The organism is Actinomycetospora chibensis, from assembly GCF_028737215.1.
Classification (GTDB): Bacteria; Actinomycetota; Actinomycetes; order Mycobacteriales; family Pseudonocardiaceae; genus Actinomycetospora; species Actinomycetospora chibensis.
The window spans coordinates 95,211-113,135 of the sequence record NZ_JAQZAM010000010.1 but is presented as its reverse complement, the minus strand read 5'-3'; the positions used below and the strand labels follow the sequence as shown (position 1 = coordinate 113,135).

Sequence of the window (17,925 nt, the reverse complement as noted above, 5' to 3'; positions counted from 1 at the left end):
ATGTCGGCGCGCGTGACGGCCGTCACGGCCGGGGAACCGTCACCGTCCCGTGACGTCCCGCGCGACGACTAGGATGGGGCTGCGGTGTTCTGCCAGCTTGGGCATCGTGGGCGTCCCGATCCGTCATCGGGCACCAGCCAAGGGGCCACCGGGCCGTCTCTTCGTGGACACTCGGTGGAGGACCGCCGGCGCAGCAGTCAGGAGTGACGAATGTTCGAGAGGTTCACCGACCGCGCGAGGCGGGTGGTCGTCCTGGCCCAAGAAGAGGCCCGGATGCTCAACCACAACTACATCGGCACCGAGCACATCCTGCTCGGGCTGATCCACGAGGGCGAGGGAGTCGCCGCCAAGGCGCTCGAGTCGCTGGGCATCGCCCTGGAGGGCGTGCGCCAGCAGGTCGAGGAGATCATCGGCCAGGGCCAGCAGGCTCCGTCCGGGCACATCCCCTTCACCCCCCGCGCGAAGAAGGTGCTGGAGCTGTCGCTGCGCGAGGCGCTGCAGCTCGGGCACAACTACATCGGCACCGAGCACATCCTGCTCGGGCTCATCCGTGAGGGCGAGGGCGTCGCCGCCCAGGTGCTCGTCAAGCTCGGCGCGGACCTCAACCGTGTGCGCCAGCAGGTGCTGCAGCTGCTCTCGGGCTACCAGGGCAAGGAGCCCGCGGAGTCGGGCAGCCAGCGTGGCGAGGGCACCCCGTCGTCGTCCCTCGTGCTCGACCAGTTCGGTCGCAACCTCACCCAGTCGGCCCGCGAGGGCAAGCTGGACCCGGTCATCGGCCGGGAGAAGGAGATCGAGCGGGTCATGCAGGTCCTCTCCCGGAGGACCAAGAACAACCCGGTCCTCATCGGCGAGCCCGGCGTCGGCAAGACCGCCGTCGTCGAGGGCCTCGGCCAGGCCATCGTCAAGGGCGAGGTCCCCGAGACGCTGAAGGACAAGCAGCTCTACACCCTCGACCTCGGGTCGCTGGTGGCCGGCTCGCGCTACCGCGGTGACTTCGAGGAGCGCCTCAAGAAGGTGCTCAAGGAGATCCGCACCCGCGGCGACATCATCCTGTTCATCGACGAGCTCCACACGCTCGTGGGTGCGGGTGCCGCCGAGGGCGCGATCGACGCCGCGTCGATCCTCAAGCCGATGCTGGCCCGCGGCGAGCTGCAGACCATCGGGGCCACCACCCTCGACGAGTACCGCAAGCACGTCGAGAAGGACGCCGCCCTCGAGCGCCGCTTCCAGCCCATCCAGGTGGGGGAGCCCTCGGTGGCGCACTCCATCGAGATCCTCAAGGGGCTGCGCGACCGCTACGAGGCGCACCACCGCGTCTCGATCACGGACCCGGCGCTCGTCGCGGCGGCCACGCTGGCCGACCGCTACATCAACGACCGCTTCCTGCCGGACAAGGCCATCGACCTCATCGACGAGGCCGGCGCCCGCATGCGCATCCGCCGCATGACCGCGCCGCCGGACCTGCGCGAGTTCGACGAGAAGATCGCCGACGTCCGTCGCGAGAAGGAGTCCGCGATCGACGCGCAGGACTTCGAGAAGGCGGCGCGGCTGCGCGACGAGGAGAAGAACCTCATCGGGCAGAAGACCGAGCGCGAGAAGCAGTGGAAGTCGGGCGACCTCGACGTCGTCGCCGAGGTCGACGACGAGCAGATCGCCGAGGTGCTGGCCAACTGGACCGGCATCCCCGTCTTCAAGCTCACCGAGGAGGAGACCACCCGTCTGCTCCGCATGGAGGACGAGCTCCACAAGCGGATCATCGGCCAGGAGGACGCCGTCAAGGCGGTCTCGCAGTCGATGCGCCGTACGCGGGCCGGCCTCAAGGACCCGAAGCGCCCCTCGGGCTCGTTCATCTTCGCCGGCCCCTCGGGTGTCGGTAAGACCGAGCTCACCAAGGCGCTCGCGGAGTTCCTGTTCGGTGACGACGACGCCCTCGTCCAGATCGACATGGGTGAGTTCCACGACCGGTACACCGCCTCGCGGCTCTTCGGCGCGCCCCCCGGGTACGTCGGCTACGAGGAGGGCGGCCAGCTCACCGAGAAGGTGCGCCGCAAGCCGTTCTCGGTGGTCCTCTTCGACGAGATCGAGAAGGCCCACTCCGAGGTCTACAACACCCTCCTGCAGGTGCTCGAGGACGGTCGCCTGACCGACGGTCAGGGCCGCATCGTCGACTTCAAGAACACGGTCATCGTGTTCACGTCGAACCTCGGCACCCAGGACATCTCGAAGGCGGTCGGCCTGGGCTTCCAGTCCGGCTCCGACAGCGGCTCGAACTACGAGCGGATGAAGAACAAGGTCACGGACGAGCTGAAGAAGCACTTCCGTCCCGAGTTCCTCAACCGCATCGACGACATCATCGTGTTCCACCAGCTGACCGAGCAGGAGATCGTTCAGATGGTGGACCTGATGATCGGGCGCACCGAGAAGCAGCTCCAGAACAAGGACATGTCCCTGGAGCTCACCGATGCCGCGAAGAAGCTGCTCGCCCAGCGCGGCTTCGACCCGGTGCTCGGGGCCCGGCCGCTGCGCCGCACGATCCAGCGCGAGATCGAGGACCAGCTCTCGGAGAAGATTCTCTTCGGCGAGATCGAGGGCGGTCAGATCGTGCTGGTCGACGTCGAGGGCTGGGAGCCCGAGACCGACGACAACGGGGTCACCAAGCAGGCTCCGGAGACGGCCACCTTCACCTTCCGGGGTGAGGCCAAGCCGACCCCGGTGCCCGACACCCCCGAGGTCGCCGCGGCGGAGTAGCCTTCCGATCGCTGCACGCCCGGAGCCCCGGTCCCCCTCGTGGGGGCCGGGGCTCCGGCGTGTGTGGGGGACGTGTCAGCGAAGTGCCGTCGCAGACGTTGAGTGTCCGTATCGGTACTTCGATCACCCGGCTTGCCGGACGGCAGGGCCGGGGCCGTAGAGCGCACGCGGCGCCGGAAGGGCCGCAGCGATCGCCAGATTCGCGAGGATGTCCTCGTGCAGACCCTCTGGATCGTCGCGGCGCTGGGCAGGCCGGGTCCCGAGGACGTGCAACCCCAGCGCGCGCAGCCGACGCTGCCGAGCCAGCGTCTCGCGCACCTGCTGCGGTGTCGCGAAGTGGTTCTCGACGGAGTCGATCTCCCAGACGAAGCCGAGCTCTCGGCAGAGCCCGTCCACGGTCGCGACGAACTCGCCGTCCTCGGTGTAGACATCGATGTTCCACTCGATGGGCGGTAGGTCGTCGTACGACTCCCAGAAGCCGCGCGCGGTGTACTCGGCAGGCGAGAGCACCCCTGCGCGGGTCGCTTCGAGAACCCGCCGCGGAGCTGCGGTGCCCTTACGGGTGCTCCTCTCGAGCTCGGCCCACAACGTCTCCTCGAGCACCATTCCCCGCTGGATGGCTTCCGTGACGACGGCGGCGATCTGTTCCTGGTCCTTGAGCCTGCGGACGTGGTCGATGATGCATCGCGCCAGCGGCGCCACAGGAAGCCCGGCGCGCTCCATGGCTCGCGGCAGCCGGGTTGTCCGTTCGACCCGGGCGCGGCCGATGCTGAGCGCCCGCCGCTCGATGGAGATCAGGACATGGTCGAACTCAGGTTCCCCGCCGCGGCGTAGGCCGTGGTGGCGTGCTGCCCCCAGACCCGTGAGCATCGCACCCGGCCCGGCGTGGACGAGCGCCGCGATCTCCCACTGCCGCAGCGTCGGCGTGCCCTTCGTGAGCATCAACGTCGCCGGGTAGAGCAAGGTCCAGGGACCGTCCTCCTGCGTCCGCCGGTAGACCGTTCGCTCGGGCACGCCCAGGCGGACGAGATCGCGGGCCGAGATGATGCCCTCCCAACTCTTGGCCCGGAGGACGTCGAGATTCTGGGCCCACCCTCCCCGTCGCATGTCGAGCAGCGTCGGCCTCGGCGAGGTGAGACGTCACGCCGAGCGCAGTCTGCTGTGGACGAGGTCGGCTCCTGTGGATGGACCTCGGCTGCACCCGCAACGGCGGGCCCCGACGCACCACCGAGCGGGCTGGTATCGAAACGGATCGACCTCGCACCCGGGCTCGGTCGTCGCGCGGTGATCGAAGTACCAATACGGACACTCAACGTCTGCGACGGCACTTCGCTGACACGGCAGTCAGGCGTAGAGCCCGGCGAGGGTGCGGGCCACGTCGGCCATCTGCTCGCGCAGGGCGACCGGGGCGAGCACCTCGACCTCGGCGCCGAGGGCCAGCAGCTCGGAGCGGGCGTGGGCGAGCGACTCGATCGGGATCACCGCGCGCACCCAGCCGGTGTCGTCGGCCGGCCAGCTGCCCTCGGCGAGCGCGCGGGCGGTGTGCGGGCGCAGGAGGGCCGGGGCCAGCTCTATCGCCCGCGGGGAGAGGCGCACGGTCGCCTCGGCCTGGTAGAGGGCGTCGGTGAGCTCCTGGGTGCGCCGGTGCCAGTACTTCCAGAGGTCGAAGTCCTCGGGCCGGTCGAAGCGCACGTCGAGCGTCTCGAGCGCCAGGATGCGGGCCACGCGGTAGGTGCGCGGCGTCGCGCCCGGGTCGCCGCCGTGGGGAAGGGCGACCAGGTACCAGGTGCCGGCCTTGAGGACGACCCCGAGCGGCTCGAGCTCGCGCTCCACCTCCGGCTCGCGCCCGCCGGTGGCCCAGCGCCGGTAGCGCACGCGCAGCACGCGCTGGTTCCACACCGCGTCCGCGACCCCCGTGAGCGTCGGGACATGGTCGGCCTCGCGGAACCAGCCGGGGGCGTCGAGGTGGAAGCGCTCGGCGATGCGGCCCGCGCGGTCGGAGAGCTCGCCGGGCAGCGCCGCCTGCACCTTGAGCTGTGCCGCCGCGAGCACCCGCCCGAGACCGAGTTCGGCGGCGGCCTCGGGCATCCCGGAGAGCGCGAGCGCGTCGGCCTCCTCGGCGGTCATCCCGGTCAGGTGGGTGCGGTAGCCCTCCAGGAGTGAGTAGCCGCCGTCCGGACCGCGGTCGGCGTAGACGGGCACCCCGGACGCCGACAGGGCGTCCATGTCCCGGTAGATCGTGCGGATCGAGACCTCGAGCTCGTCCGCGAGCTCGCGCGCGGTCACCCGTCCTCGGTTCTGCAACAGGAGGAGCACGGAGAGCAGCCGGCTGGCGCGCACGGGGTCAGTCCTACCCCATCCCTGACATCGCCTGTCAGGCACGTCCCCCGTCCGGCGTCACGGGTTCAGCCGACTGCTGGTCCTGCGGCTCGGGCTGCAGCTCGTCGGGGATGCCGTCGGCGTCGTCGTCGCGCAGCAGCGGGTCGTCGATCCCGGCCCGTGCGCCCTCGAGCTGCGCGGCGACGGCGATCCCCAGGAGCAGGGCGACGCCGGTGACCGTCGCCCACAGCAGCAGCGCCATGATCCCGGCGAGCGGGCCGTACGTGTCGCTGAAGTCCCCGGACACGGCGACGTAGAGCGCCACGCAGCCCGACGCCGCCAGCCACAGGATCACGGTGAGGCCGGCGCCGAGCGCGAGCCAGGAGAGCCCGGGCTGGTGGCGCCGCGGCGAGTGCCGGAAGAGCACGGTGACGGCGACGACGAGGGCCGCGAGCCCGACGGGCCAGCGCAGCACGTCGAAGATCGTCTCGGCGACGTCGCCCCACCGGTAGACCTGCTCCACGGCGTCCCCGAGCGGCCCACCCGCGATGATCAGCACGAGGCCCAGCCCCAGCGACGACCCCGCCGTCAGCGTGAGGACGGCGGCGCGGGTGTACTTGCGCAGGAACGGCCGGTCGCGCTCGGTGCCGTAGATGCGGTTGGTGCCGCGCTCGAGCTGGGCGATCGCGCTCGTCATGGCGAGGAACGCGGTGATCAGCCCGAACGCCACCGCGAACTCGCCGACGTTCTCCGAGCGCGTGTCGTCGCCGCCGGCCTCCTCGGGGAGCTCGGCGGGCCCGCGGGCGACGACGTCGGCGAGCAGTTGGTCGCCCGCCCCGGGGGACACGGCCACGACGGTCTGCGCGACGACCTGCGCGACCGACTCGGCGCCCACGGCCGTCGCCAGTCCGCTGCCCGCGATGACGAGCGGGACGATCGCCAGCGCGAGCTGGAGCGCGAAGCCGCGCGCGTGGCTGAACCCGTCGCCGAAGCGGAACCGGACCAGCGCGTCCCGCAGCAGCGCGACCAGCCCGATCCGGCGGGCGGTGTGCCAGGCGTCGTCGGCCGACAGCGCGTCCCCGTCCATGTCCGTCGTGACGGGCACCGCGCGCACCGAGCTCACGCGCCCATCTTCCCCCGCAACCTGACGGGAGGTGTCAGGGACGGTGCGGAAAGCTGGCCACCATGGTGGAGACGATGACGCGCGAGCAGGTCATGGCGCACCGCATCGCCGTGCAGGGACTGCACCGCGACCGCCCCGGTGCGGTCGCGGCCCTGGCCTCGCTCGGCATCCAGGACTCGGGTCCCACCGCACGGCTCGTCCTCGCCGCCCGCATCGATGACGATGACGAGGTCGACCCGGCGGCCCACGACCTGACGGACGGGTGGACGCACCGCGGCGCCCCGCACCACCACCCGACGCCGCAGCGCAACGACATCGCGGCGGCGGCGCGGCCGTTCGGCGACGCCGACGCGGGCGCCCGCCTCCACTGGAGCGGGCCGGAACAGCGGCGGGTCGGCATCCCGGCGCGGGAGGCGATCGACCGGGCGGCAGACGCGCTCGCCGAGGTCGTCACCGAGCCGATGACCAAGGGCGCGGCGAGCACCGCCGTCACCAAGCTGCTGCCCGAGGCGCTGCTCCGCGACTGCCGGCCCTGCGCGTGCGTCCACGTCAACGAGCAGCTCATGCGGCTCTCGGCGTTCCCGGTCGGTGTCGGGCTGGACGCGACGGGCAGGACGCTGCTGCTCACCCCGCCGCCGCCCGACTGGTCCCGCCCGGTCGAGGGCGACCCGGCCCGCGCCGCCCGCCTGGTGCTCGACTACTTGCGTGTCCTCGGGCCGGCGGGGCCCCGCGAGGTCGCCGACTTCGTCGGGACGTCCCCGACCGCCTTCGCGCCCGGGTGGGAGGCCGCCCTGCCGCAGCTGGTCGAGGTCCGGGTCGACGACCGGCCCGCGTGGCTGCCGGCCGCGGACCTCGACGCGGCGCTCGGCGCCCCGGAGCCCGACCTCGTGCGGCTCCTGCCGCCGCTGGACCCGATGCTCCAGGCCCGCGACCGCGAGCTCCTCGCGCCCGACCCCGCGGTGCGCAAGGACCTCTATCGCGTCATCGGGAACCCGGGCGCGCTGCTGGCCGACGGCGAGATCGTCGGGAGCTGGAGGCCGCGGGCCTCGGGCAAGCGCCTGACGATCGAGGTCGCTCCCGTCGCGGAGCTCGAGCCGGACGTCCGCGCGCGCCTGGACGACGAGGCCGAGCGCGTCGCCGCCGCCCGCGGCCTCACGCTCGCCGGCCTCACGGGCGTCTAGGACGCCGCGAGGACCGCGTCGATCGCCTCGAGCGTGGCCCGTGCTCCGGAGGCCAGGGAGACGCCGCGACCGTGCCGGATCCCGGGCTCGCGCACGTTGATCCGGATCAGCGCCCCGGAGGCCGCCGACGCGAGCTCGGCGTGCCGGCGCACGGTCGGCACCGCCGTCCCGGCGCCCAGCTCGACGACGGCGAGGCCCTGCGCGTCCTGGGCGCGCAGCCACCCGCGGTGGGCGGCGGCGCGCTCGGCATGGTGGCCGGGCACCCAGAAGCCGTCGCCGAACATCAGGATGTTGGGCCGCGCCACGGCCCCGCACCGCGGGCAGGCCGGCAGGGGAGGCCGGGCGCGCATCGTGTCCTCGTCGACCGCGAGGTCGACCCGATCCCACTTCCCCGTCGATTCGCTCGCCGAACCGTCCGCCGACCAGGTCCCGTCGTGGCACGGCCGGGTGCACTGCAGGATCCCGATCGCGCCGTGGCACTCGGTGACCGTCTCGGGGTCGAACCCCGCAGCCTGGAACGCGCCGTCGACGTTGGACGTGAACACGCGCGTCGGCCACCGGTCGGCCCACCGGCGCAGGACCGCGTACCCCGCGTGGGGCACGGTGCGCCGGTAGAGCGCGAGGCGGTGGCCGTAGAAGCCCCAGGCGAGCTCGGGGTCGGCGTGGAAGTGCTCGGGATCGGCGATCTCCTCGAAGCGCAGCCCGAGCCGGCGGTAGGGCGGGTAGGCGCGCCAGAAACCCTCGGGACCACGGAAGTCGGGCAGCCCCGAGTCGACGCCCATCCCGGCCCCGGCGCACACGAGCAGCGCCCTGGCCTGCGTGAGTCGCTCGGCGGCCTCGGCGACGTCCTCCGGGTCCGGGGACTCCGGAGAGGTCAGGAGCCCGATCCGTCGACGTGCAGCACGACCTCGAACTCCATGAGGTCGGCGCCCGACGAGACCGGCTTGGCGCGCTCGCCCGCGTGGGCGGCGGCCGCGGCGCCCCCGTCACGCCAGTTCGCGAACGCCTCCTCGGACTCCCAGCGGGTGTAGACGAAGTAGCGGTCGTCCCCGGCGGTGGGACGCAGCAGCTCGTAGCCGAGGAACCCCGGCGTGTCCTTGATCGCGTCGCCACGGGCGGCGAACCGGCGCTCCAGCTCGGCCTCGTTGCCCTCGGGGACCTTGATGGCATTGATCTTCACGACGGCCATGACCCGAGCCTACTGCTCTCCCGGTAGGCAGAACCGGCCGTCGGCGAGCTGCTCGACGAGCCCGTCGACGAGCAGCGAGTCGAGACACCGGGCGCGCTGGGCGGGGTCGGTGAGCCAGGCCGCGTCGAGCGCCGCCGCCGGCACCGGCCCCGGCGCTCCCCGCAGCACGTCCAGCAGCCGCCCGCGGACCTGGCGGTCGGTGCCCGCCCAGCGCTGCGCCTTGCGCGCCGGACCGTCGCCGGCGGGACGCCCGAGGCGCTGCCAGGCGCATGCGCCGGACACCGGGCAGTCGGCGCAGCGGGGGGTGCGCGCCACGCAGATCGTGGCGCCGAGCTCCATGAGCGCGGCGGACATGGTCGCCGCGTCGGTGGTGTCGTCCGGGAGCAGCGCCTCGGTGTCGGCGAGGTCGCGGGACGCGGCGGCCCCGGCGTCCGCGCGACCGAGCACCGCGCGCGCCACGACCCGGCGGACGTTGGTGTCGACCACCGGGACGCGTCGGCCGTGGGCGAACGCCGCCACCGCGCGAGCCGTGTAGGTGCCGATGCCGGGCAGCGACTCGAGCGTCTCGACGTCGGCGGGGACGACGTCACCGTGGTCGGCGGCGATCGCCTGCGCGGCCGCGTGCAGGCGCAGCGCCCGGCGCGGGTAGCCGAGCTTGCCCCACGCCCGCAGCACCTCGGAGGCGGGCGCGGCGGCCATCGCCGACGGTCGCGGCCAGCGCTCGAGCCACGACCGCCACGGCTCCTCGACCCGCGCCACCGGGGTCTGCTGCAGCATGATCTCGGAGACGAGCACGCCCCACGCCGTCGTCCCGGGGCGGCGCCAGGGGAGGTCCCGGGCGTGCGCGCGGAACCACGGGACGAGGACGTCGGCGAGGGTCGTGGTGGTGGGGCCCATCGACCGCCGATCCTGCCCCGGCCGCCCGCTGACGCCACCGTCGGGTGAAACGGGCGGGCCACCGCGTGGTGGTCGGTCGCGGAGAGCGCAGTGGAACTTACTTTCCGTGACGTGTGGGAGCCGCTCGGACCGCTCGCGCCGTCGGTCTACTGGCGGCGCCGGATCGCCGCGCTCGGGGTGGTCCTCGCCGTGCTCGGCGGCTTCGTCTGGGCCGTGGCGGGTCTGAGTGGGGGCGAGCCCGACAGCGCCGCCGTCGAGGCCCGCGCCCGCGCGGCGGCGATGGCGAGTGCGCCGACGCCGGAGCCCGCTGCGCCCACTGGGCCCACTGGGCCCACTGGGCCCGCAGAGACCGGTACCCCCGGGCCCATCGAGGCCGCGCTGCCGGCGGTCGTCCCGCCCGGCGGCGCGCCGGGCCTGGTGGCGCCGCCCTCGCCCGACGACGCCCTGTTCGCGCCCCCGGGCGGCGACGGCTTCCGCGGTTTCCTCCCGCCCGGGGTGCCGACGGGCTCGGCGGGGCCGCTGCTCTCGACGCCGACGAGCACCCCCGCCCCGGTGGTGCCGCCGAGCACGACGCCGCCGGTCACCTCGCCGCCGGCCACCTCGGCGCCGACCACCGAGGCCGCTCCGGCCGAGCCCCCGCCGGAGCGGGCGGCCGCCCCCGGCCCCTGCGCCGACGGCGACCTGACGGTCACGGCGCGCACCGACGCCCCGCGCTACGCCGCCGGCACCAAGCCGGTGCTGAGCCTCGTCGTCACCAACTCCGGCAGCGCGCCCTGCGTGCGCGATCTCGACGCCGCCAAGCAGGCGGTCGCCGTCGTCGTCCGTCCCGGCGAGGGGCTGTGGGGGAGCAACGACTGCTCGCCCGGCGACACCGACGACGTCCGGACGCTCGCGCCGGGCGAGGAGGCGGTGTTCTCGGTGCGCTGGTCGGGCAGGACCTCGGCGCCCGGCTGCGCCGGAGCACGCACCGTCGTGCCCCCCGGCGACTACCAGCTGCTCGCCCGCCTCGACGGGATCGTCAGCGAGCCGGCGAGGTTCACGCTGGCCGGCTGACCCCCACGTGCGCGATCTTCTCAGTGATGGCTGAGGAGATCACGCAGGTACGCTGACCGGCCGGGCTCAGACCGTCTGCGCCGTGGTCAGCCCGACCCGGAGCAGCGCGCCCTGGAGGTCGTCGACCACCACCGCCCCGAGCCCCTGCGGCGAGCGCACGTCGCCGGGCGGCACGAGCGCCCGGCTGATGCCCAGCCGGCCGGCCTCGGCGAGGCGGCGTTCGAGCGCGACCACCCGGCGGACCTCGCCGCCGAGCCCGACCTCGCCGACGGCGATCAGCCCGGGCCGGACGGCCTCGTTGCGGTACGCCGACGCGATGGCGATGGCGATGGCCAGGTCCGAGGCGGGCTCGCGCAGACGCAGGCCGCCGACGGTGGCGACGAACACGTCCTTGTCGTGCAGGCGCAGGTGGCAGCGTTCCTGCAGCACGGCGAGGATCTTGGCGACGCGCCCGCCGTCGAGGTCGGAGACGACGCGGCGCGGCGCGCTCTCCGAGCTGCGCGTGGCCACGAGGGCCTGCACCTCGGCCATGAGCGGGCGCTTGCCCTCCATCGCCACCGTGATCGCCTGACCCGCCACGGTCTGCACGCGCCCGCCCGTGAACAGGCCCGAGGGATCGCTGACCTCGGCGATGCCGCCGTCGTTCATCTCGAAGCAGCCGACCTCGTCGGTGGCCCCGAAGCGGTTCTTCATCCCGCGCACCAGCCGCAGCGGGGAGTGGCGCTCGCCCTCGAACGACAGCACGACGTCGACGAGGTGCTCGAGCGTGCGCGGACCGGCGACCGCGCCGTCCTTGGTGACGTGACCGATGAGCACGACCGGCAGGTCCCGCTGCTTCGCGAGGGCGACGAGCGCCGACGTGACCGCGCGGACCTGCGACACGCCGCCGGGCGTGCCGTCCACGGTGGCGGTGCCCACGGTCTGCACGGAGTCGACGACGAGCAGCTCCGGGTCGACCGCCTCGACGTGCGCCGCGACCTCCTCGAGGTCGGCCGTTGCGGACAGGAACAGGTGCGGCGCGAGAGCGCCGGTGCGCTCGGCGCGCAGCCGGACCTGGCCCGCCGACTCCTCCCCGGTGACGTACAGCACTGTCGCCCCCAGCCGGGCGCGTCGCGCCGCGACCTCGAGCAGGAGCGTGGACTTGCCCACCCCTGGCTCGCCCGCGAGCAGCACGACGACCCCGGGCACGAAGCCGCCGCCGAGCACCCGATCGAGCTCGCCCACGCCCGTGGGGCGCGCCGTCGCCGTCTCGAGATCGACCTCGCTGATCAGCCGCACGGGGCTCGACGGGCGCGCCGCGGGGGAGGGCGGGACGCCGGTGCGGCCGCCGCCCGTCGTCACGGCGGGGAGGTTCGGGGCCTCCTCGACCGTGCCCCACCCGCCGCACTCCGAGCAGCGGCCCACCCACTTCGCGGACGCGTGCCCGCAGGCGGTGCACTCGAAGCGGGGGGCGCGGGTCCGTGGGGGCACGGTCCGCACCGTAGGCCGGACCCCCGACAGCGCGGGGCCCGCCGGGCGGATCAGCCCTCGGCCTCGCCCTCGCCGACGACGATGACGGGCACGGTCACGGTGCCGGCCTTCTCGAAGGTGAAGGTGACCTCGTACGTCGGCCCGGGACGCAACTGCTGCGTGACGCCGGTGAGCACGATGCGGGCGCTGCCGCCCACGCGGACGAAGGGGTCGGGCGGGCCGAGCGGGCCGGGGTCGTTGCCGATGATCCGCAGGGAGTTGTTGGCGGGGATCGTCGTCGGGCCCTCCGGCCGGACGCTCACGGCGTACGGCGAGGTGACCGACACGAGCCGGTCCTCCGTCGGGGTCTGGTTGATGATCGTCAGACGCAGGGGGACCTCCGCGCCCGAGGACACGGTGTTCGTCGGCCCGGCGTCGAGGGAGACGTCCCGCAGGAGGATGCCGCCGACCTGTCCGGTCGCCCCGTCGGCCTGGGAGACGATGGTGTCGGTCTGGGTCACGGAGCCGGCGCTGCAGCCCCCGAGCGCGAGGCCCGCGGTCAGCAGCGTCGCGACGACGATCGACGGTCGGGTCCCGCGCGGGCGGCGGCTCATGATCTCCGAGTGTCCTCTCGGGAAGTGGGGCACACTGGTCTCCGGGCAGCGACACCCTAGTACCAGGGCCGGGTCCCGGCCTCGCGGGAGCGCGGGGTGCCGGGGCCAGCACGCCCCGATGCCTCTTGTCAAGTCCCTGACCTGCGAAGACGGCTCAATCCCCTGCGATGCCCGCTCGCTGGGCGTGTTAATCTGGGTGTAGCGAAAGGGGCTCGGGACACATGGTTTTCAAGGTCGGCGAGACCGTCGTCTACCCGCACCACGGTGCCGCTCTCATCGAGGCCATCGAAACCAGGACGATCAAGGGCGAAGAGAAGAAGTATCTCGTCCTCAAGGTTGCTCAGGGCGACCTGACCGTCCGGGTTCCCGCGGACAACGCCGAGATCGTCGGCGTCCGTGACGTGGTTGGCCAGGAGGGGCTGGATCGGGTGTTCGAGGTGCTGCGTGCGCCGCACACCGAGGAGCCGACCAACTGGTCGCGCCGGTACAAGGCGAACCTCGAGAAGCTCGCGTCGGGCGACGTGAACAAGGTGGCCGAGGTCGTCCGCGACCTCTGGCGCCGTGAGAAGGACCGCGGCCTGTCCGCGGGTGAGAAGCGGATGCTGGCGAAGGCCCGGCAGATACTGGTCAGCGAGCTGGCCCTGGCCGAGGGCACCGACGAGGTGGCGGCCGAGTCGCTGCTCGACCAGGTGCTGGCGTCCTGATCCGGTCCTGAAACCGACGTGATGGCCGCGGTGACGCGGTGAGCGTTGCCGCGATCGTGCCGGCGGCGGGTCGAGGCGAACGACTGGGCCTCGGCCTGCCGAAGGCGTTGGCGGTCGTCGGCGGTCTCAGCCTGGTCGCGCGTGCCGTCGACGGACTCGTCGCGGGTGGAGTGGACACCGTTGTCGTCGTCGCCCCTCCGGGCGGCGAGGACGCGATGCGTCGTGCTCTCGGCGACCGTGACGTCACGGTGGTGGCCGGTGCCGACGACCGCGTCGGCTCCGTCTCGGCGGGCCTCGACGCGCTGCCGGCCGACGCCGACGTGGTGCTCGTGCACGACGCCGCGCGGTGCCTCTGCCCGCCGGAGGTCGTGCGCGCCGTCGTCGGGGCGGTGCGTGCGGGCCATCGCGCCGTGATCCCGGCGACACCGGTGGCCGACACGCTGAAGCGAACCGGTCCGGCGGGGCAGATCCTCGCGACCGTCGACCGCTCCGACCTGGCCGCCGTCCAGACCCCGCAGGGCTTCGAGCCCGCGACGCTGCGCGCGGCCCACGGTCGTGCCCGCGCCCGGCGCGACGCCGGCGAGCCGGTCGCGGCCACCGACGACGCCGGGCTCGCCGAGGACCTCGGTGTGACCGTCGTGACGGTCCCTGGCGATCCACGCGCCTTCAAGGTGACCACCCCGCTCGACCTCGCGATGGCCGAGGCGCTGGTCACGGCGGGGCCGGCGTGACGCGGGTCGGGATCGGCACCGACGTCCACCCGGTCCGCGCCGGCGTGCCGTGCTGGGTGGCGGGCCTGTTCTGGGCGGGCGTCGACGGCTGCGCCGGGCACTCCGACGGCGACGTCGCCGCGCACGCGCTGTGCGACGCCGTGCTCTCCGCCGCGGGGCTCGGCGACCTGGGCGCGGTGTTCGGCACCGGGCGACCGGAGTGGTCCGGAGCGTCCGGGGTGCGGCTGCTCGCCGAGGTGCGCGCGCTCGCCGCGGCCGAGGGCTGGGTGCTGGGCAACGCCGCGGTCCAGGTGATCGGCAACGCCCCGAAGATCGGCACCCGCCGCGCCGAGGCGCAGGCGGCGCTGTCGGAGGCGCTCGGGGGCCCGGTGGCCGTGTCGGGCACGACCTCCGACGGGCTCGGGCTCACCGGCCGCGGCGAGGGCCTCGCCGCCGTGGCGACGGCCCTGCTCGTCCCCGCCTGAATCCCCGCGCCGAGTTCCTCCGAACGGCACCCACGGCTCGCTCCCGGTTCCTACGATCCGCGAGGGGAGGTGGGCCGGTGTTCGCGACCAACTGGCAGGGGAAGAGCCACCAGGAGATCTACGACCAGGTGAACGGCGGTCCCGCCAGCGGCGTGCCAGGCGACGGGTTCGTCGACAGCGGCCAGTCGTGGCACCGCCTGGTCGGGCGGATGCAGCGCGTCGCCGACACCGTCGACGCCGCCGGCTCGAGCCTGCGCGCGCACTGGCAGGGGCAGGCCGCCGAGTCCGCGGACAGGTCGATCCACCCCCTCAAGCCCTGGGTCGACCAGGCGCGCGCCCTCGGTCGCGCCGTGGGCAGCGTCTCCCACGAGCAGGCCGCCAACCTCCAGGACGTTCGCCTCGCGATTCGGGCGCCGACGCCCGCGCCTGTTCCCGCCGCTCTCGGGTGGGGCGACGTCTTCGGTTCGGCGGGCCCGCTCGGCAGCGACTACCAGAACGCGCTCGCCGCGCAGGCGGAGAGCGAGCGGGCCGCCCAGCAGACCATGGAGCGCTACCAGCACTTCAGCGCCGACCGGATGACCACGCTGCCGCAGTTCGCCGGCCCCGTCGGCCCGCAGATCACGCCGGCCGACCTGTCGGTGGGCGGTGGCGCCGGGTCCGAGGGCGGCGGGATGGGCGGTACCGGTGGTGGAGCCGGCGGTGGTGGAGCCGGCGGTGGTGGGGCCGGCGGAGGCGCCGGTGCGGTGCCCGGTGGCGCCGGGGCCGGTCTCTCCCCGGGCGGCGGAGGTTCCGGCGGGGGCGGTGCCGGCGGTGCTCCCGGCGGTGGTGCCGGGGGAGCAGGCACGGGCGCCGCGGCACCGGTCGTGCCGTCGCCGTCGCCGGCGGCCGGGACACCGCCCCCCAACGGGGTCCCGGCGCCCGCGGGGGGCGCGGCGGGGCTACCGGGCGCGGGCGGCGTCCCCACCGGGAGTGCGCCGAGCACGGGGAGCGGTGCCGGCGCCGTCGTCCCACCCGTGGGGGCCGTGCCGGGCGGAACGGCTGGTGGGGCGGGCCGGCTCCCGACGGGGGCGTCGACCGGCGCGGGTAGGTCCGGTGTCCCGGGAAGCGCGGGCGTCCCGGGCAGTGCAGCCTCGGCGTCGGGAGGACTCGTGCCGGGCGCCGGGGTCGGCGGTGGCGTCGGGAACGGGTCCGGGGGAAGCGGTGTCGGTGCCGGCCCGGGTGCCGCCGCGGGCACGGGACGAGGCGGTGTCGGCGGCGGCGCTTTCGGTGGGGGAGGCGCCGGTGAGGTCGGCGCGCGCGCCGGGGTCGGCGGCGGTGGCGCCGTGGCGGAGACGGCCGCGGCCCGCGCGGCCGGGGCCGCCGCCGAGGGCCGTGGCGGTGCGGTCCCGATGATCCCGCCGGGCGGGATGGTCGGCGGCCAGGCAGGCGGCGGGGATCGGCGCCGGCCGGACTACCTCCACGAGGACGACCCCGACGCCATCGCGGGCGCCCTGCCCGCGACGACACCCCCGGTGCTCGGCGAATGACGACCGGGTTCCGCGCCGGCGTGCACCTCGACACCGGCCAGTACCTCGCGCTGTGGCGGCATCTCGGCCTGGGCGAGCACCCGCTCCTGCTCTCCGTCCTCGACCACGGCCGCACCTACGCCGAGCGCGACGCCCTCGACGCCGCGGCCCGGGACCGGCTCGCGGCCCAGGGTCTGCTCGACGACCCGTCCCTCGCCGACATGCTGTCCGTGCTCGCCGTCCCCGCCCGAGAGGTCGACGTCCGGGTGATGGTCGAGGGCGGGCCGCCGCTCGGCGTCGTCGCCGCGACGCGGGGCGTGCTCGGTGTCGTGTCGTTTCTGGTCCCCGGCGGTCTGCGCCTCGATCCCGCCGATCCGGACGACCCCGCCGGCGCACTGCTCGCCCGCCTCCCCGACCGGCCCGCCGCCCCCGGCGTCCCGATGTCCCTGCCCGCCGACGCCCTGCTCGGCGACGGGGTCACCCTCGACGAGCGCGCGCGCCGCCTGCGCCGCGCCGGCGTCGCCGCCCACCACGTCGAGCGACTGCGTGCGATGTGGGCCGCCCCGCCCGAGCGCTCTGCGACCTTCGGGGTCGCGGTCCGCGACGCGGCAGGGGTCCGCCGTCGCGGACTCCGGGTGATCACCGTGCTCGACACGGCCGGCGGCCGCCTCGCGATGGGGCCCGACGCCACGGGCTCCCGCATCGTGGTGCGTCCCACCGATCGTCCCCGCCTGCGCATCGAGCTCGCCGCCCTCCTCGAGGGTCACGAGCGGGACGTCGCCACGAGCTCCCGTCGCCGGTAGGACCCGGAGCCGACGCGGAGGTGTCCTCGCTGCACCGCGAACGCTTCGGTTTCCGAAGCGTCAGCGCCATGGGTGGTAGCTCGACGGCCGGTCCGGCGGAGCCGTCCTTGCCGCACCGCGGATGCTTCGGTTTCCGAAGCATCGTGCTGAGGGTCGAGACGACCGGAGGCTCAGCGCAGCACCGCCCGCACGGCGGCCGGGGCGTCCGAGGGCCGGAGCAGCGGCACGGACCGTCCGCCACCTGCGGCGGCGATGCGGGCGCACGACGTCCGCGCCTCCTCGTCGTCCACCGTCACCAGCGTGTGCACCCGCGCGGCGCCGGAGGCCCCGGCGATCGGAGCCGGATCCTCGCCCTCGTTCCAGGCGCCGTCGGTGAGCACCAGGACGTCGGCGTGCGGCACCCGCGCGGCCGTGGCCTGCGCGAGGGCGGTGCGCAGGCCGAGCGCGAGATCGGTGGTGGACCCGCCGCGCAGGTCGAGCAGCGAGTCGAGCACCGCGGAGGTCGGAGCGGGGGAGTGCAGGTGACGCAGCACCACCGCGCGCGACCAGAACGCGATCACCGCGAGCTCGTCGTCGGTCCGGAGCCCGGCCGCGAGGGCGCCGGCCGTGGTCACCGCCGTGGTCAGCGGCTTGCCGGCCACCGAGCCGGACGCGTCGACCAGCAGCACGATCGCACGCCCCGGCGAGCGCCAGCCCCGCCAGCGGAGGTCCTCGGCGCGGATCGGCCGGTGCTCCAGCGACTGCTCGAGCGTGGCGTCGAGGTCCAGGTCGAGGCCGTCGCCGGTGACGGTCGCGAGCCGGGTCGAGCCCCGTCGCTCCGTCTCGCCCGCCCGGGCCGGGGGCACGAGCAGGCGGACGGCGAGGCGCCGTGCCTTCGCGCGCAGCAACGGGTCGGTGGCGCGGGCGAGGTCGGCGAGCAGGTCGATCGTCCCGTCGGCGTCCTCGCCGAAGGCCCCGGCAGTGGCGGCCTCGTCGAGCACCCCCACCGTCGGGCTGACGCTCTCGAGGTCGTCGTGGCGACGCTGCAGGTCGGCGCGGGTCTCGGTGCGCCGGGCCTGGTCGCGCAGCAGGTCGGCGACCTCGCGGGGGTCCGACACCACCTTCGGCGGCGCCCCGGGCGAGTGGCCCGCCTGCGGGGGCGGCGA

Annotated in this window: 17 protein-coding genes; 8 read left to right on the top strand and 9 right to left on the bottom strand. The window is 74.6% G+C overall.

Annotation, left to right across the window (positions count from 1 at the left end):
• Positions 1–210: 210 nt before the first annotated feature.
• A complete protein-coding gene (locus tag PH189_RS16755) occupies positions 211–2,748 on the top strand; it encodes an ATP-dependent Clp protease ATP-binding subunit (protein WP_274189946.1) in 2,538 nt (845 codons plus the stop codon).
• A 123-nt stretch (positions 2,749–2,871) separates the two neighbouring features.
• On the opposite strand, the gene PH189_RS16750 is transcribed toward PH189_RS16755, so the two are convergent.
• The 3 genes from PH189_RS16750 to PH189_RS16740 all read right to left on the bottom strand — a co-directional run bounded on the left by PH189_RS16750 (position 2,872) and on the right by PH189_RS16740 (position 6,190).
• Entirely contained in the window at positions 2,872–3,855 is a 984-nt protein-coding gene (locus PH189_RS16750; protein WP_274189945.1) for a hypothetical protein, read from the bottom strand.
• Between the two features lie 237 nt (positions 3,856–4,092).
• Entirely contained in the window at positions 4,093–5,088 is a 996-nt protein-coding gene (locus PH189_RS16745) for a helix-turn-helix transcriptional regulator (protein WP_274189944.1), read from the bottom strand.
• 34 nt (positions 5,089–5,122) lie between these two features.
• On the bottom strand, positions 5,123–6,190 hold the full coding sequence (locus PH189_RS16740) for a YihY/virulence factor BrkB family protein (RefSeq protein WP_274189943.1): 1,068 nt from the start codon (positions 6,188–6,190) through the stop codon (positions 5,123–5,125).
• Between the two features lie 62 nt (positions 6,191–6,252).
• Between PH189_RS16740 and PH189_RS16735 the strand changes: the two genes are divergently transcribed.
• Positions 6,253–7,371 (top strand): winged helix DNA-binding domain-containing protein, encoded by a 1,119-nt coding sequence (locus tag PH189_RS16735; protein ID WP_274189942.1) that lies wholly within the window; start codon positions 6,253–6,255, stop codon positions 7,369–7,371.
• Here the strand turns inward: PH189_RS16735 and PH189_RS16730 are convergent.
• The 3 genes from PH189_RS16730 to PH189_RS16720 all read right to left on the bottom strand — a co-directional run bounded on the left by PH189_RS16730 (position 7,368) and on the right by PH189_RS16720 (position 9,457).
• Positions 7,368–8,171 (bottom strand): SIR2 family NAD-dependent protein deacylase, encoded by an 804-nt coding sequence (locus PH189_RS16730; RefSeq protein ID WP_378015036.1) that lies wholly within the window; start codon positions 8,169–8,171, stop codon positions 7,368–7,370. The two genes, PH189_RS16735 and PH189_RS16730, sit on opposite strands and share 4 nt — an antisense overlap.
• A gap of 74 nt (positions 8,172–8,245) precedes the next feature.
• Positions 8,246–8,560, bottom strand: coding sequence for an antibiotic biosynthesis monooxygenase family protein (locus PH189_RS16725; RefSeq protein WP_274189941.1), 315 nt, complete (start codon positions 8,558–8,560; stop codon positions 8,246–8,248).
• Between the two features lie 9 nt (positions 8,561–8,569).
• Positions 8,570–9,457 (bottom strand): HhH-GPD family protein, encoded by an 888-nt coding sequence (locus PH189_RS16720; protein WP_274189940.1) that lies wholly within the window; start codon positions 9,455–9,457, stop codon positions 8,570–8,572.
• A 111-nt stretch (positions 9,458–9,568) separates the two neighbouring features.
• On the opposite strand from PH189_RS16720, the gene PH189_RS16715 reads away from it, so the two are divergent.
• On the top strand, positions 9,569–10,510 hold the full coding sequence (locus tag PH189_RS16715) for a DUF4232 domain-containing protein (protein ID WP_274189939.1): 942 nt from the start codon (positions 9,569–9,571) through the stop codon (positions 10,508–10,510).
• 66 nt (positions 10,511–10,576) lie between these two features.
• Here PH189_RS16715 and radA read toward each other — a convergent pair whose 3' ends face one another.
• Together radA and PH189_RS16705 are read right to left on the bottom strand one after the other, a co-directional pair.
• Positions 10,577–11,980 (bottom strand): DNA repair protein RadA, encoded by a 1,404-nt coding sequence (gene radA, locus PH189_RS16710; protein WP_274189938.1) that lies wholly within the window; start codon positions 11,978–11,980, stop codon positions 10,577–10,579.
• Positions 11,981–12,030: 50 nt separating this feature from the next.
• Complete coding sequence (locus tag PH189_RS16705; RefSeq protein WP_274189937.1) at positions 12,031–12,573, bottom strand: copper chaperone PCu(A)C; 543 nt, start codon at positions 12,571–12,573, stop codon at positions 12,031–12,033.
• A gap of 221 nt (positions 12,574–12,794) precedes the next feature.
• Between PH189_RS16705 and PH189_RS16700 the strand changes: the two genes are divergently transcribed.
• The 5 genes from PH189_RS16700 to PH189_RS16680 all read left to right on the top strand — a co-directional run bounded on the left by PH189_RS16700 (position 12,795) and on the right by PH189_RS16680 (position 16,780).
• Complete coding sequence (locus tag PH189_RS16700; protein ID WP_116707106.1) at positions 12,795–13,277, top strand: CarD family transcriptional regulator; 483 nt, start codon at positions 12,795–12,797, stop codon at positions 13,275–13,277.
• 38 nt (positions 13,278–13,315) lie between these two features.
• Positions 13,316–14,008 (top strand): 2-C-methyl-D-erythritol 4-phosphate cytidylyltransferase, encoded by a 693-nt coding sequence (ispD, locus tag PH189_RS16695; RefSeq protein ID WP_274189936.1) that lies wholly within the window; start codon positions 13,316–13,318, stop codon positions 14,006–14,008.
• A complete protein-coding gene (gene ispF / locus PH189_RS16690) occupies positions 14,005–14,472 on the top strand; it encodes a 2-C-methyl-D-erythritol 2,4-cyclodiphosphate synthase (RefSeq protein ID WP_274189935.1) in 468 nt (155 codons plus the stop codon). The genes ispD and ispF overlap by 4 nt, the downstream gene beginning before the upstream one ends.
• A 77-nt stretch (positions 14,473–14,549) precedes the next feature.
• Positions 14,550–15,998, top strand: a complete 1,449-nt coding sequence (locus PH189_RS16685; RefSeq protein ID WP_274189934.1) for a hypothetical protein — start codon at positions 14,550–14,552, stop codon at positions 15,996–15,998.
• Positions 15,995–16,780 carry an ESX secretion-associated protein EspG gene (locus tag PH189_RS16680; RefSeq protein WP_274189933.1) on the top strand — a complete coding sequence of 262 codons (786 nt, stop codon included), beginning with the start codon at positions 15,995–15,997 and terminating at the stop codon, positions 16,778–16,780. Before PH189_RS16685 ends, PH189_RS16680 begins: the two co-directional genes overlap by 4 nt.
• 170 nt (positions 16,781–16,950) lie before the next feature.
• On the opposite strand, the gene PH189_RS16675 is transcribed toward PH189_RS16680, so the two are convergent.
• Entirely contained in the window at positions 16,951–17,877 is a 927-nt protein-coding gene (locus PH189_RS16675) for a VWA domain-containing protein (RefSeq protein ID WP_274189932.1), read from the bottom strand.
• Positions 17,878–17,925 lie beyond the last annotated feature (48 nt).